Source organism: Cryptosporangium sp. NPDC051539 (genome assembly GCF_044454545.1).
In the GTDB taxonomy this organism is placed as follows: Bacteria; Actinomycetota; Actinomycetes; order Mycobacteriales; family Cryptosporangiaceae; genus Cryptosporangium.
The window spans coordinates 41,697-57,099 of the sequence record NZ_JBITDV010000022.1 but is presented as its reverse complement, the minus strand read 5'-3'; the positions used below and the strand labels follow the sequence as shown (position 1 = coordinate 57,099).

General features: G+C 75.7%; 1 protein-coding gene (running past one end of the window). It reads right to left on the bottom strand.

The window, feature by feature from the left end; translation table 11 throughout:
- Positions 1-15,403 carry the start of a type I polyketide synthase gene (locus tag ACIBZJ_RS41880; protein WP_395939184.1) on the bottom strand. 20,384 nt of this gene lie to the left of the window's left edge, so the window shows 15,403 of its 35,787 coding nt (coding positions 1-15,403); its start codon is at positions 15,401-15,403; its stop codon lies off the left edge, out of view.

Below are 15,403 nucleotides of genomic sequence, written 5' to 3'. Positions count from 1 at the left end.
CGGCCGCCGCGGAGAGCTCGGTGCGGTCTTCCCACGCCCCCCACGCGAGCGACGTCGCCGGAAGTCCCAGGTTCCGCCGGTGGGCGGCCAGCGCGTCCAGTACCGCGTTCGCAGCCGCGTAGTTGCCCTGGCCGGCCGCGCCCCCGACGCCCGCGAAGGACGAGAACAGCACGAACGACCGCAGCGGCACGTCGCGGGTCAACTCGTGCAGGTGCCAGGCCGCGTCGACCTTCGGCCGCAGGACGTCCGCGACCCGGTCCGGCGTCAGCGCGGTCACGGTGGCGTCGTCGACGACGCCGGCCGCGTGGATCACCGCGGCCACCGGGTGCCCGGCGAGGAGTTCGGCCACGGCCGCACGGTCGGTGACGTCGCACGCGACGACCTGCACGTCGGCACCGAGCGCGGTCAGCTCGGCGGACAGTTCCGCGGCACCGGGGGCGTCCGGTCCGCGTCGGCTGGTCAGCACCAGCCGCGTCACACCGCGGGAGGAGACCAGGTGGCGGGCGAGCTGCGCGCCGAGACCGCCGGTCCCGCCGGTGATCAGCACCGGGTCCGCGAACGGCTCCACCGGCTCGCCCGAGGGGCTCAGCCGGGTGAGTACCGGGGTCAGTGCCCGGCCGGACCGGATCGCCAGCTGGGTGTGCCGGCCCGACGACAGCTCCGGCACGGCCGCGTCGGAGGACGCGTCGTCGTCGACGTCGATCAGCACGAACCGGCCGGGATGCTCCGCCTGCGCCGACCGGACGAAGCCCCAGACGGCGGCCGCCGCGGGATCGGTGACCGGCTCCACCGCGCCGCGGGTGACCACCGCGAGACGGTCGCCGTCGCCGGCCAGCCACTCCTGCACGGTCTCCAGCGCCCACCGTGCGGCGCGATGCGCCGAGCCGACCGGATCGGCCGGGTCACCGGCCGGGGCCTGCGCGAGGGTGACGGCCGGCTCGTCGCCGGGTTCCCCCTCCGCCGGGGAACCGATCGGATCCCAGGCCACCGTGAACAGCGATCGCCTGGCCGTGGCGGCTGCCTCGTCCACCGGGTCGGCGGCGATCGGACGCAGTGCGAGGCTGCCGATCGTCGCGACCGGTCCTCCCCCGCCGTCGGCCAGGTCCAGCGTGAGCTGATCGGTCCCTACCCCCTCGAACCCCGCTCCGTCGACGCCGTGGCGACGCAGCCGGACCCGGAGCAGCGTCGCGTGCGTGGCGTGCAGGCGGACGTCGCGCCAGGCGAACGGCAGGCGGGCGACGTGGTCCCCGCCACCCAGCGAGCCGGTGTGCAGGGCGCCGTCGAGCAGGGCCGGGTGCAGCCCGAACCGGGTCGCGTCCGCCCGCTCCTCGGCGCGGAGGGCGACCTCGGCGTAGAGGGTGCCGTCCGGCGCCGACCAGGCCGCCTGCAGACCCTGGAACGCCGGGCCGTAGTCGAGGCCACCGGCGCGCAGGCCGTCGTAGAGACCGTCGAGCGCGATCGGGGTGGTGTCCTCCGGCGGCCAGGTGCGCGCGAACTCCCCGGCGGCGACCCCGGCGGCCGCCGGACCGGTGGCGAGCGTGCCGGTGGCCTGGCAGACCCAGGGGTCGTCCGAGCCGTCCGGGCGGGCGTGGATCTCCACCGGCATCGGGCCGTCCGGGCCGGTCGGGGCGCCCACCACGACCTGGACCTGGACACCGCCGGAGTCGGGCAGGAACAGCGGCGCGTGCAGCGTCAGCTCCTCGACCCGGGTCGCGCCGACCTGATCCCCGGCCCGGATCGCGAGCTCCAGCAGGGCCGCGCCGGGAACGAGCACCGAGCCGGCGATCCGGTGGCCGGCCAGCCAGGGCTGAGCCGACAGCGAGATCCGGCCGGTGAGCACGACCCCGCCGCCGGCCAGCTCGACCGCGGCGCCGAGCAGCGGGTGGCCGGCCGCGCTGAGGCCGGCCGCGGTCAGGTCGCCCGCGTTTCCCCCGGACGCGGCGGGCCAGTACCGCTCGTGCTGGAAGGCGTAGGTCGGCAGGTTCAGCGCCGCGCCGTCCGCCCCAGTCCCGGCCCCGGTCGCGGTCGCGGTCGCGGTCGCGGTCAGCACAGCGGGCCAGTCCGGCTGCGCGCCGCGGACGTAGGCGGTGGCCAGCGCGCGCATCGGCTCGTCCCCGACAGCGGCCAGCGTGACGTCGGCCGGCACGATCTGCGCGGCGGCGCCGGTCAGCGTCTGATCGGGGCCGACCTCGAGGACGACCTCCACCCGGTCGGCCAGTGCCGCCACCGCGTCGGCGAAGCGAACCGGTTCGCGCACCTGCCGGACCCAGTACCCGGGGTCGGTCCAATCCGGATCGGGGCCGACCGTCGACACCAGCTCGAGCCGGGGTTCGCGGAGCTCGACCGCTTCCAGGACCCGCCGGTAGTCGTCCAGCATCGGGTCCATCAGCGGCGAGTGGAACGCGTGCGAGACCCGCAGCCGCCGGGTGCGCGCGGCCAGTCCGGCGGCGATCTCGGTGACCGCGGTCTCCGTACCGGACAGCACGACGGCGTCCGGTGTGTTGACCGCCGCGATCGCCACCTCGTGTTCGCGGCCCTCCAGCAGCGGGCGGATCCGGGTCTCGGGAGCGGCCACGGCGACCATCGCCCCGCCCGGCGGGAGCGCCTCCATGAGAGCGGCCCGTGCGGTCACGACCCGGCAGGCGTCCGGGAGCGACCACACCCCGGCGACGTAGGCGGCGGCCAGCTCTCCGATCGAGTGCCCGAGCAGCGCGTCCGGACGGAGGCCCCAGGACTCGAGGAGCCGGAACTGGGCCACCTCGAGCGCGAACAGCAGTGGCTGGGCCCATCGGGTGCGGTCGATCAGCGCCGGGTCGGCCCACGCCTCGCGCGCGCCGCCGAACTCCCCGATCACCTCGCCGAACGCGGCCGCGAACACCGGGTACCGCTGGTAGAGCTCCCGGCCCATGTCCGCACGCTGGCTGCCCTGACCGGCGAACGCCACCGCGATCCGGCCCGCCGACGCGACACCCCGCACGGCGTGGCCGAGGTCCAGCGCGACGACGTCGTCGGCGAAGAACACGGCCCGGTGCGGGAGTCCGGCCCGGGAACGCGTCTGCGCGGCGGCGAGCGCGCGGACGGGGGTGCGCGACTCGGCCCACCAGGCGCTGAGCCGGTCGGCCTGCGCGACCAGGGCCGCCTCTGACGCGGCCGAGACCACGATCGGCAGCACTCCGCCCGGCGACGGCTCGTCCGCCCGGGACCGGGCCGCCGCGGAGTCCCCCGACGACGGGCCGGCCGGCGCTGCGGGCCGGACCTCCTCCAGGATCACGTGCGCGTTCGTGCCGGAGATTCCGAACGACGAGACCGCCGCCCGGCGCGGGTGTCCGTTCGCGCCCCAGGAGCGGTTCTCGGTGAGCAGCTCGACCGCGCCCGCGGCCCAGTCCACGTGCGAGGAAGGCGCGTCGACGTGAAGCGTCTTCGGCAGGACGCCGTGTTCCATGGCCAGGACCATCTTGATGATCCCCGCGACGCCCGCGGCGGCCTGGGTGTGACCGAGGTTCGACTTGATCGACCCGAGCAGCAGCGGTGACTTCCGGTCCTGCCCGTAGGTCGCCAGCAGCGCCTGCGCCTCGATCGGGTCGCCCAGCCGGGTACCGGTGCCGTGCGCCTCGACGGCGTCCACCTCGGCCGGGTCGAGTCCGGCACCGGCCAGCGCCTGCCGGATGACCCGCTGCTGCGACGGGCCGTTCGGTGCCGTCAGCCCGTTCGACGCGCCGTCCTGGTTCACCGCCGAGCCCCGCAGCAGAGCCAGCGGCCGGTGTCCGTGGCGCACCGCGTCCGAGAGTCGCTCGACCACCAGCATGCCGACGCCCTCGGCCCAGCCCACCCCGTCGGCCGCGTCCGCGAACGACTTGCACCGGCCGTCGGCGGCCAGGCCACCGCGACTGCTGAAATCGGCGAAGACGCCCGGCTGGGCCAGCACCGTCACGCCGCCGGCCAGCGCGAGGTCGCACTCCCCCGCCCGCAGGGCCTGCGCCGCCAGGTGCAGGGCCACCAGCGACGACGAGCAGGCGGTGTCCACGGTGACGGCCGGCCCCTCGAGGCCGAACGTGTAGGAGAGCCGGCCGGTCGCGATACTGCCGGACGTGCCCGTGCCGAGGAACGACAGCGCGTCGTCGGGGAACGTGCCGCTCCAGCCGTAGTCGTGGTACATCAGCCCGGCGAAGACACCCGTCCGGCTGCCGCGCAAGCCGGTCGGATCGATCCCGGCCCGCTCCAACGCCTCCCACGACGTCTCCAGCAACAACCGCTGCTGCGGATCCATCGCCAGCGCCTCACGCGGCGAGACCCCGAAGAACGCCGCGTCGAACTCCCCGGCGTCCTGGAGGAAGCCGCCGGCGAACGCCTGGGACGCCCCGGATCCGAGGTAGGGGCTCAGGTCCCAGCCCCGGTCGGTCGGCAGCGGGGTGATGCCGTCCTCCCCGGCCACCAGCAGCCGCCAGAGGTCCTCCGGTGAGCCGATGCCACCCGGGTACCGGCAAGCCATGCCGACGAGGACGATCGGATCGTCGTCGGACACCCGGACGACCGGCCCGCCGCCCGCGGGCCCGTCGAGCTGCCCGGTCAGCTCGGCCAGGACGTGTTCGGCGAGAGCCAGCGGAGTCGGGTAGTCGAAGACGAGGGTCGCCGGCAGCCGCAGCCCGGTGGTCTCGGCCAGCTGGTTGCGCAGCTCCACCGCGGTGAGCGAGTCGAAGCCGAGGTCGTTGAAACCACGCCGCACGTCGATCCGGTCGGCGGCGGCGAAGCCGAGCACCTGGGCGACCGCGCCCCGTACCAGGTCGAGCACCTGACGGCGCCGGTCGGCCGCGTCGCGTCCGCGGAGCCGCTCGCGGAGCCGCCGATCGCCGGCCGGCTTCGACGACGCCGTGGGCCGCGCCGCGCGGACCAGCCGGCTCAGCAGCGGCGGCACGGCCCGGCCACCGGCGTCGAGCCCGGACAGATCCAGCCGGATCGGCGCCACCACCGGCTCGCTGCTGGACAGTGCCGCGTCGAACAGCGCCAGCCCGGCGCGCGGGCTCAGCGCGGGCAGGCCGGTCCGGGCCAGCCGGCGGGTCGCCTGCTCGTCCAGGGCTCCGGTCATCCCGGCGTCCCGGCTCCACGGCCCCCACACCAGCGAGACGGCAGGCAGTCCGGCCGCGTGCCGCTGCTGCGCGAGCGCGTCGAGGAACGCGTTGCCCGCGGCGTAGTTGGCTTGGCCGGCCGCGCCGAAGGTACCGGCGATCGACGAGAACAGCACGAACGCGGCCAGGCCGGCGTCCGCGGTCAGCTCGTGCAGGTGCCAGGCGGCGTCCGCTTTCGGGCGGAGCACCGTGGCCAGCCGGGACGGGTCCAGCGCGCCCAGCGTGCCGTCGTCCAGCACCCCGGCGATGTGTACGACCGCGGTCAGCGGGTGGTCCTCCGGCACACCGGCGAGCAGCCCGGCGAGCGCCTCGCGGTCGGCCACGTCGCAGCCGGCGAGAGTGACGGTGGCGCCGAGCTCGCGCAGCTCGGCCGCGAGTTCGGCCGCGCCCGGCGCCTCCGGTCCGCGCCGGCTGGTGAGCAGCAGGTGCCGGACGTCGTGCGCGGTGACTAGGTGGCGGGCGACGAGCGAGCCGAGCCCGCCGGTGCCGCCGGTGACCAGCACCGTGCCGGCGGGGTCCAGGCCCGGGTTCGCGTCCGGCGGCGGTGGCGCGTGCCGGACGACCCGGGGTGCCCACAGCGCTCCGTTCCGCGCCGCGAGCTGCCCGTCACCGGCGTCGGCCAGCGCGACCGCGGCCGGCCACGGGACGTCCTCGTCGTCGGCGTCCACCAGCAGGATCCGGCCGGGGTGCTCCAGCTGCGCCGAGCGGACCAACCCCCAGACGGCGGCGCCGGCCAGGTCGCTCGGGGCCCGGCCGTCGACGCCGACCGCGCCGCGGGTCAGGACGGCGAGCCGGGCGCCGGCCCGGCTCTCGTCGCCGCACCACTGTTGCAGCGCGGCCAGTACCCGGCCGGTCAGCTCGTGCACCGGCCGCACCGGGCCGGCCGAGTCGGCCGCGTTTGCCGCGTCCGCCGAGTCCGCCGAGTCCGCCGTGTCCGCCGCCGGGTAGGCGCGCAGCACGGTGAGGTCTGCCGGACCCGCCTCCGCGAGCGTGTCGACGACGTGGACGGCGAGCGTTCCGACCGGCGCGGGAGACACGGCCGACTCGGCCGGCTCGGGCAGCTCGGCCGGCTCGGGCAGCTCGGCCGACTCGGGCAGCTCGGTGAGGAGCGTCCAGTCCAGGCCGTACAGCGTCTGCGCCATGGCGCCGGGGCCCGGCTGCCGGGAGACCGGACGCAGCACCAGCGACCGGGCGGACAGCACCGGCGCACCGGCGGCGTCGACCGCGTCGACCGCCACCTCGTCCGCGCCCCGCCGGGTCAGCCGGGTCCGCAGCACCGACGCGCCGGCCGCGTGCAGGGTGACACCGCTCCAGCTGAACGGCACCCGCCCCACCCCGGCCGGCTCCAGGCCGGTGAACGGCGCGGCGTGCAGGACGGCGTCCAGCACCGCGGGATGCAGCCCGTAGGCGGGCGCGTCACGGACCGCGTCGGGTGCGGCCACCTCCGCGTAGACGACGCCGTCCGGGCCGCGCCAGGCCGCGCGCAGCCCGTGGAACGCCGGGCCGAAGGCCAGCTCGCCGGGGCCGCGTGGGGTGTACACGTCCGCGATGTCCAGCTCGACGGCGCCGAGCGGGGGCCACTCCTCGGCGGTGAACGCCGGCTGCTGCATCCGCGCGGTCAGTACGCCGGACGCGTGGCTCGCCCAGGGCTGGGCGTCGGGCGCGTCGGCCGGGCGCGCGTACACGGTGAAGTCGCGCGTGCCGGACTCCCCGGCGGCGCCGACCCACACCTGCACGGCGATCTCGCGGTCGGCCTCGATCAGCAGCGGCGTCGTGAGCGTCAACTCGTCGACCTGCCCGCAGCCGACGTGATCACCGGCCCGGATCGCCAGCTCCAGGAACCCGGTGCCGGGGAACACCGCCAGGCCGTCGAGCGAGTGGTCGCTGAGCCACGGCTGCGCGCGCACCGCCAGCCGCCCGGTCAGCAGCGTCTCGTCCGCCCTGGCCAGCGCGACGGCCGCGCCCAGCAGCGGATGTCCGGTGTTGAGCAGTCCGGCCCCGCTGACCTCCGGGGCCGGCCGGCCACCCAGTCCCGACGGCCAGTACCGCTCGTGTTCGAAGGCGTAGGTCGGTACGGAGACGGTCCGGCCGCCGACGTCGGCGAGGACAGCGGCCCAGTCGATCGGTACGCCGCGGACGTCCAGCCGGGCCAGCGCCTCGATCAGGACGGCCTGCTCGTCCCGGCCGGCGCGCTGCGCCGCCACCGCGACGGTGCCGGACCCGGTGACGTCGGCCCCGGTGATGTCGGCCGGCTCGGCGTTCCCGGACGGCGCCTCGGTGACCGGCGTCTCCGCGGTCGGCGCCCCCGTGGCCAGGGCCTCGGGGGCCAGGGCCTCGGGGGCCAGGGCCTCCGGGGTCAGGATCTCCGCGGCCAGGGTATCCGCGGCCAGCGCGGTGAGCGTGGCGTCCGGGCCGATCTCCAGCAGCGCGCCGTACGCGGAGTTCCGCAGCGTGGCGACGGCGGCGGCGAACCGCACCGGCTGCCGGACCTGGGTCACCCAGTACTCCGGGTCGCGCAGTTGCTCGACAGTGGCCCGGGCACCGGTCACCGTGGACACCACCGGCAACGCGGGCGGCGCGTAGGACAAATCGGCGGCGACCGCGCGCAACTCGTCCAGCATCGGCTCCATCAGCGGCGAGTGGAACGCGTGCGACACCCGCAGCCGCCGGGTCCGCGCCCCGGTCGCGGCCGCGACCTCCTCCACCGCGTCGGCGACCCCGGAGAGCACCACCGACGCCGGACCGTTGACCGCCGCCAGGCTGACCTCGTCTTCCCGGCCGGCCAGCAGCGGCAGTACGTCCGCCTCCGGCGCGGCCACGGCCACCATCGCGCCGCCGGGCGGCAGCGCCTGCATCAGCCGGGCCCTGGCGGTCACCAGCAGGCACGCGTCGCTCAGCGACCACACTCCGGCGACGTACGCGGCGGTCAACTCACCGAGCGAGTGGCCGGTCACCGCGCCAGGACGGACTCCCCACGACTCCAGCAACCGGTAGAGCGCCACCTCGACGGCGAACAGCAGCGGCTGCGCCCACCCGGTCTCGTTCAGCGCATCCGGCTCGGTACCGAACAACACCGCTCGCGCGGGCGTGTCCAGGTGCTCGTCGAGTTCGTCGAGCACCTCGTCCAGTGCGGTGGCGAACACCCGGTACCGGCCGTAGAGCTCGCGGCCCATGCCGAGCCGCTGGGCGCCCTGTCCGGCGAACAGCGCGGCGAGCCGCGTCTCCCCGGGGGCGGCTCCTCCGGTGAGTACTCCCCCGGCGATGCCGCCGCCGGCCAGGGCGTCGACGCCTGCGCGCAGGTCGGTGAGGTCGCTCGCGAGCACGACCGCGCGCTGCGGGAAGCGGGTCCGGCTGGTCGCCAGCGTCCAGGCCAGGTCGGCGAGGCCAGCCGCGCCGGATCCGTCGTCGAGAACGGACCGCAGCCGGGCCGCCTGGCCCAGCAGGGCGCCGGGCGACTCGGCCGAGAGCAGGATCGGCAGCGCCTCGACCCGGTCACGGGCCGGCCGTTCGGCCGCGGGGAGCTCCGGTGCCGACTCGAGGATCACGTGGGCGTTGGTGCCGGTGACCCCGAACGACGAGACGCCGGCCCGGCGCGGCCGGTCGCCGGACGTCCACGGAATCGGTTCGGTCAGCAGTTCGACCGGTCCGGTCGTCCAGTCCACGTGCCGGGTCGGTTGGTCGACGTGCAGCGTCCTGGGCAACAGGCGGTGCTGCATCGCCAGCACCATCTTGATGACACCCGCGACACCGGCCGCAGCTTGCGTGTGCCCGAGGTTCGACTTGATCGACCCCAGCCAGAGCGGCCGCTCCCGGTCGCGGCCGTAGGTTCCCTGCACCGCCTGTGCCTCGATCGGATCACCCAGGACGGTGCCGGTGCCGTGGGCCTCGACCGCGTCGATGTCGTCGGCGCGCAGCCCGGAGTTGGCCAGCGCCTGCCGGATGACCCGCCGCTGGGACGGGCCGTTCGGCGCGGTCATCCCGTTGGACCCGCCGTCCTGGTTGACCGAGGAACCGCGGACGACGGCGAGGACGTGGTGGCCCCGGCGCCGGGCGTCGGACGCGCGCTCCAGCAGGAGCATGCCGACGCCCTCCGACCACCCGGTACCGTCCGCGGCGTCGGCGAACGCCTTGCACCGCCCGTCGTCGGCCAGGCCGCCCTGCCTGCTGAAGCCGACGAAGCCGAACGGCGTGGTCATAATCGTGACCCCGCCGGCCAGCGCCAGATCACATTCGCCCTCGCGGAGCGCCTGCGCGGCCACGTGCAACGCGACCAGCGACGAGGAGCACGCGGTGTCGACGGTGAGCGACGGCCCTTCCAGCCCGAGGACGTACGACAGGCGTCCGGACAGAGCGCTGCCGGAGACACCGGTGACGGCGTGGCCCTCGACGTCCTGGGTCTCGGTGAAGATGACGCTGGCGTAGTCCTGCCCGTTCGAGCCGACGTACACGCCGGTCCGGCTCCCGCGCAGCGTCGCCGGGTCGATACCGGAGCGCTCGATGGTCTCCCAGCCGACCTCCAGTAGCTGCCGCTGCTGCGGGTCCATCGCGAGAGCTTCGCGCGGCGAGATCCGGAAGAAGCCGGCGTCGAAGTCCGCGGCGTCGGCCATGAAGCCGCCCCGCCGGGTGGCGATCGCACCGCGTCCCCGCAGGCCCGCGCCGAACAGGGCCTCCAGGTCCCAGCCGCGGTCGTCGGGGAACTCCGTGACGATGTCCTGATCGGACACCAGGAGCTGCCAGAGTTCCTCCGGTGAGCCGATCCCCCCGGGGAAGCGGCACCCCATTCCGACGATGACGACCGGGTCTTCACCCTGGGTCGTCGCGGGGCCCGGTCCGGTCGCCGGCGCGTCCGCCTCCTCGCCGAGCAGCTCGCCCAGCAGGTGCCCGGCGAGTTGCTGCGCGGTCGGGTAGTCGAAGATGAGGCTGGACGGCAGCCGGAGACCGGTGACCGCGTTGAGCCGGTTGCGGAGCTCGACCGCGGTCAGGGAGTCGAAGCCGAGGTCCCGGAACGCCTGGTGCGCACCGACGGACTCGCTTCCGGTGTGCCCCAGCACGACCCCGACGTGCGTCCGCACCAGGTCGAGAAGCAGGGTGATCCGCTCGGGCACGGTGAGCCGGGCCAGCCGCTGCGCCAGCTGGTTCCCGGCCGAGCCGACGCTTCCGGCGGTCCGCCGGCCCGGCCGGATCAGCCCGCGCAGCAGCGGCGGTACCAGGCCGGGGTCGGGCCGGGAAGCGACCGCCCAGAGGTTGAGCCGGAGCGGCGCGACGACCGCGTGCCCGACCGCCGGGTGGCCGACCGCCGGGTGCCCGACCGCCGGGTGGCCGGTCGCCGGGTGGCCGGTCGCCAGCACGCCGTCGAGCAGGGCCAGGCCCTGGTCGGCGGTGAGCGGCGGCATACCGGCCCGGCCCATCCGCTTGACGTCCGCCTCGCTCAGGCCGCCGGTCATTCCGGTCGGCACCGCCCACAGGCCCCACGGCAGCGACAGCGCGGGCCGGCCGAGCGCGCGCCGGTGCTCGGCGAGAGCGTCCAGGAACGCGTTCGCGGCGGCGTAGTTGCCCTGCCCGGCGGCGCCGAACAGTCCGGCGGACGAGGAGAACAGGATCAGCGGTGCGGATCCGGCCAGCTCGTGCAGGTGCCAGGCCGCGTCGGCCTTGGGACGCAGCACGGCGGTCAGCCGCTCCGGAGTGAGCGACTCCACGGTGCCGTCGTCGAGTACCCCGGCGGTGTGGAACACGGCCGACAGTTCGACGCCGGCCAGCAGTTCCTCGACCGCGGCCCGGTCGGCGAGGTCGCAGGCGGCCAGCTCGACCCGGACCCCACGCCCGGCCAGCGTGTCGCGGAGTTCGCGCGCGCCGGGGGCGTCGGCACCACGCCGGCTCGCCAGGAGCAGGTTCCGGACGCCGTACCGCTCGGCCAGGTGCGCGGCGACCAGCGCGCCCAATCCACCGGTGCCGCCGGTGATCAGCACGGTCCCGTCCGGGTCCCACCCCGGCTGCGCCGGATCGGCCGCCGGATCGACCGCCGGATCGGCCGGGGCGCCGGCCGCCGCATTCGCCGCGGGGCCGGCTGCCGGGCTCGCCCCGGGGCCGGCTGCCGGGCTCGCCGCGGGGCCGGCCGAGCCGGCGCGGACGAGCCGCGGGGCCCAGAGCCCATCGACGCGGACCGCGACCTGGGGCTCCCCGGCCGCGGCGATCGCCGGCAGTGCCGCCCGCGCCGGTTCCAGGTCGTCCAGGTCCTCGACGTCGACCAGGACGATCCGGCCGGGGTGCTCGGACTGAGCGGCGCGCAGCAGGCCCCAGCAGGCCGCCGCGGCCAGATCGGTCGGTGGGCGGCCGTCCACCCCGACCGCGCCGCTGGTCAGCACGACGAGCACCGACGTGCCGGTCCGCTCGTCGGCCAGCCACTGCTGGAGCAGCGTCAGCACCCGGCCGGTCAGCTCGTGCGTCGCCGGCACCGGGCCGGACGCGGCCGGATCCGCCGCGAGCCGGACGCAGACCACGGGCGGCACGGTGGCCAGCTCCGCGGGCGGACCGGTGAGCTCGACGGCGTCGAGTTCCGCGCCGCGCGCGGCGGCGCCGGTCGGATCGGGCAGCGCGGTCCACTCCACCCGGAACAGGGCGTCGCGGAGAAGGTCGGCGGTGTCGTCGGTGGCCAGCTCGGCGGCCTCGACCGGGCGCAGCGTGAGCGACCGGACGGAGAGGACCGGCGCGCCGGCGGCGTCGAGTGCGGTCACCGAGAGCGACTCCGACCCGAGACGCCGCAGCCGGACGCGCAGCGTCGCGGCCCCGGCGGCGTGCAGACTGACGCCGCTCCACCTGATCGGCTGCCGGGGAGTCCGGGCCAGGACACCGGTGGGCAGCGGCGCCGCGTGCAGGGCCGCCTCGAGCAGGGCCGGGTGGAGGCCGAAAGCGCGGGCGTCGGTGGCCGGCTCGGGAAGCTCCACGTGCGCCCACACGGTGCCGTCGGAGTCACGCCAGACGCCCTGGAGGCCGGAGAAGTGCGGACCGTAGTCGGCGCCGTTCGCGGCCAGCTCGGGATACCAGTCGGTGAGGTCGACCGGGGTCGCGCCGGGCGGCGGCCACGCGCCCGGGTCGACGCTCTCGCGGTGCTCGCCCGCGGTGAGCACGCCCTCGGCGTGGCGACGCCACAGGGCCCCGTCGGCGGAGTCCCCCGGACCGGCCGCGGGTCCGTCGGCCGGCCGGGAGTACAGGCCGACGGTCCGGGCTCCGGACCGGTCCGGCGGGCCGACGAACACCTGCACGACGACGGCTTCGTGCTCGTCGAGAACGAGCGGAGCGTGCAGGGTCAGGCTCTCGACCCGATCGCAGCCGACCTCGTCACCGGCCCGGATCGCGAGTTCTAGCCAGGTCGATCCGGGGACCAGTGCGCGGCCGAAGAGGACGTGCTCGGCGAACCACGGCTGGTTGCGCAGGGACATCCGGCCGGTGAGCACCACTCCGTCGCCGCTGGCCAGCGCAACCGCCGCGCTGAGCAGGGGGTGGCGCGTCTCGGCCAGCCCGGCACCGGCCAGGTTGCCGATCGACCCGCCGGAGGTGCTCGGCTCGGGCCAGAAGCGTTCGTGCTGGAATGCGTAGGTGGGCAGGTCGATCCGCCGGCCGCCGGTCAGCACCGGGGCCCAGTCCACCGGCACGCCGCGGACGAACAGCTCGGCGACGCCGGTCACCACCCGGGCCAGGGTGTCCTCGTCCCGCCGCAGCGTGCCGGTCACCGCGCCGTCGGTCAGATCGGTGATCGCACCGGCCAGCACCGGATGGGGACTGCACTCCACGAAGACGTCGTAACCCTCACCGGCGAGCGCCCGGATCGCGTCGGCGAAACGCACCGGCCGCCGCAGGTTCCCGAACCAGTAGGCGGCGCCCAGGTCGGGTCCGGCCACCCAGTCGTTCGCCACCGTCGACCACATCCGGGTCGAGGCCGCCGCCGGTTCCACCCCGGCCAGCGCGTCGAGCAACTCCGCCTCGATCGCGTCGACGTGCGCCGAGTGCGACGCGTAGTCGATCGGGACCCGCCGCGCCCGGACGCCCGCCGCGGTCCACCCGGCGATCAGCCCGTCGACCGCTTCCGAGTCACCGGTCAGGACAGTGGACCGCGGACCGTTCACCGCTCCCACCGACACCCCCGGCGGGAGCACCGATTCGACGTCGGCCAGTGGCAACGCCACCGACACCATCGCACCGGAGCCGGCCAGCCGGGACGCGAGGATCGCCGAACGCACGGCCACGATCCGGGCGCCCTGCTCCAGGGTCAGCGCACCGGCCACCACGGCCGCGGCGATCTCACCCTGCGAGTGACCCACGACCGCGTCCGGACGAACCCCGAACGAGTCCCACACCGCGGCCAGCGCCACCGTCACCGCGAACGACGCCGGCTGCACCACCTCCTCCCGGGTCAGCGCCGCCTCGTCACCGAGGACGTCGAGCAGATCCCATCCGACGTACGGCGCCAACGCCTCGGCGCACTCCGCCAGCCGCGCCGCGAACACCGGCGACTCCGCCACCAGCCGCAGGCCCATCCCGGCCCACTGCGCGCCCTGACCGGGGAACACGAACACGGTCCGGCCCCGGACGCCCGCGACACCCCGGACGACGTTCGGCGCGGTGTCCAGCGATCGCAGGCCTCTGACCAGTTCCGCTCCGTCGGTGGCCAGCACGACGGCACGCTGTTCGAACACCCCGCGGGTCGCCGCGGACGACCACGCCACGTCCGGCAGCGCCGGGCCGGTCTCCTCGACGTACGCGGCGAGCCGCGCGGCCTGCTCCGGCAGACCGGCGCCGGTCTTCGCCGAAACGACCACCGGAACCGGGGTGCCCGGCGCGGCCGGTACCGGCGGCGCCTCCGCCGGGAGGGGCGGGGCATCCGCCGGGAGGGGCGGGGCGTCCGCCGGCGCTTCTTCCAGGATGACGTGCGCGTTCGTGCCGGAGATCCCGAACGACGACACACCGGCCCGGCGCGGCCGGCCCTCCGTCGGCGTCCACGGCCGCGCTTCGCCCAGCAGCCGGACGGCCCCGCTGTCCCAGTCGACGTGCGACGTCGGCGCGTCCACGTGCAACGTCGGGGGAAGCACGTCGTGGCGCATCGCCAGGATCATCTTCAGCACACCCGCCACACCCGCCGCGGCCTGGGTGTGCCCGATGTTCGACTTGATCGACCCAAGCCACAGCGGCGTCTCGCGGCCCTGGCCGTACGTGGCGAGCAGCGCCTGCGCCTCGATCGGGTCGCCCAGGACGGTGCCGGTGCCGTGTCCCTCGACGGCGTCGACGCTCGCTGCGGAGACGCCCGCACCGGCCAGCGCCTGGGTGATCACCCGCCGCTGGGACGGTCCGTTCGGCGCGGTCAGACCGTTGGACGCACCGTCCTGGTTGACCGCGGAGCCACGGAGCACGGCCAGCACCGGGTGTCCGTTGCGCTGAGCGTCCGACAGCCGCTCCAGCACCAGCATGCCGACGCCCTCGGACCACGAGGTGCCGTCCGCGGCGTCGGCATAGGACTTGCAGCGGCCGTCGGCGGCCAGGCCGCCCTGCCGGGTGAACCCGACGAACCCGAACGGCGTGGTCATCACCGTGACGCCGCCGGCCAGCGCGATCGAACATTCGCCGCCGCGCAGCGCCTGGGCCGCCATGTGCATCGTGACCAGCGACGACGAACACGCGGTGTCGACGCTGACCGCGGGCCCTTCGAGGCCGAACGTGTACGCCAGACGACCGGACAGGACGCTGGCCGAGTTGCCGGTCAGCGCCGCGTCCTCGAGCTCCATCCGGGACGTGATCATCAGGTTGGCGTAGTCCTGGCCGCTCGTGCCGACGAACACACCGGCCCGCTCGCCCCGCAGACTCTGCGGGTCGATGCCCGCCCGTTCGAGCGCCTCCCACGAGACTTCGAGCAGCAGCCGCTGCTGCGGGTCCATCGCGAGCGCCTCGCGCGGCGAGATCCGGAAGAACCCGGGATCGAACTCCCCCGGGTCGTCCAGGAAACCGCCCTGGCCGGTCGCGGCGCCGCCGCGTCCGTCCGGGCCGTCTCCGGCGAGCATGTCGAGGTCCCACCCGCGGTCGGTGGGGAAGTCCGCGATCGCGTCGCGCCCGGAGGCGAGGAGGTCCCACAGCTGTTCCGGTGTGCGGACGCCGCCGGGGAACCGGCAGGCCATGCCGACGATCGCGATCGGGTCACGTCGGCTGGACTCCAACTGCTCCAAGCGCCGCCGCGTCTGGTGGAGGTCAGCGGTGACACGCTTGAGGTAGTCGACGACCTTCTGCTCCTGCGCCAT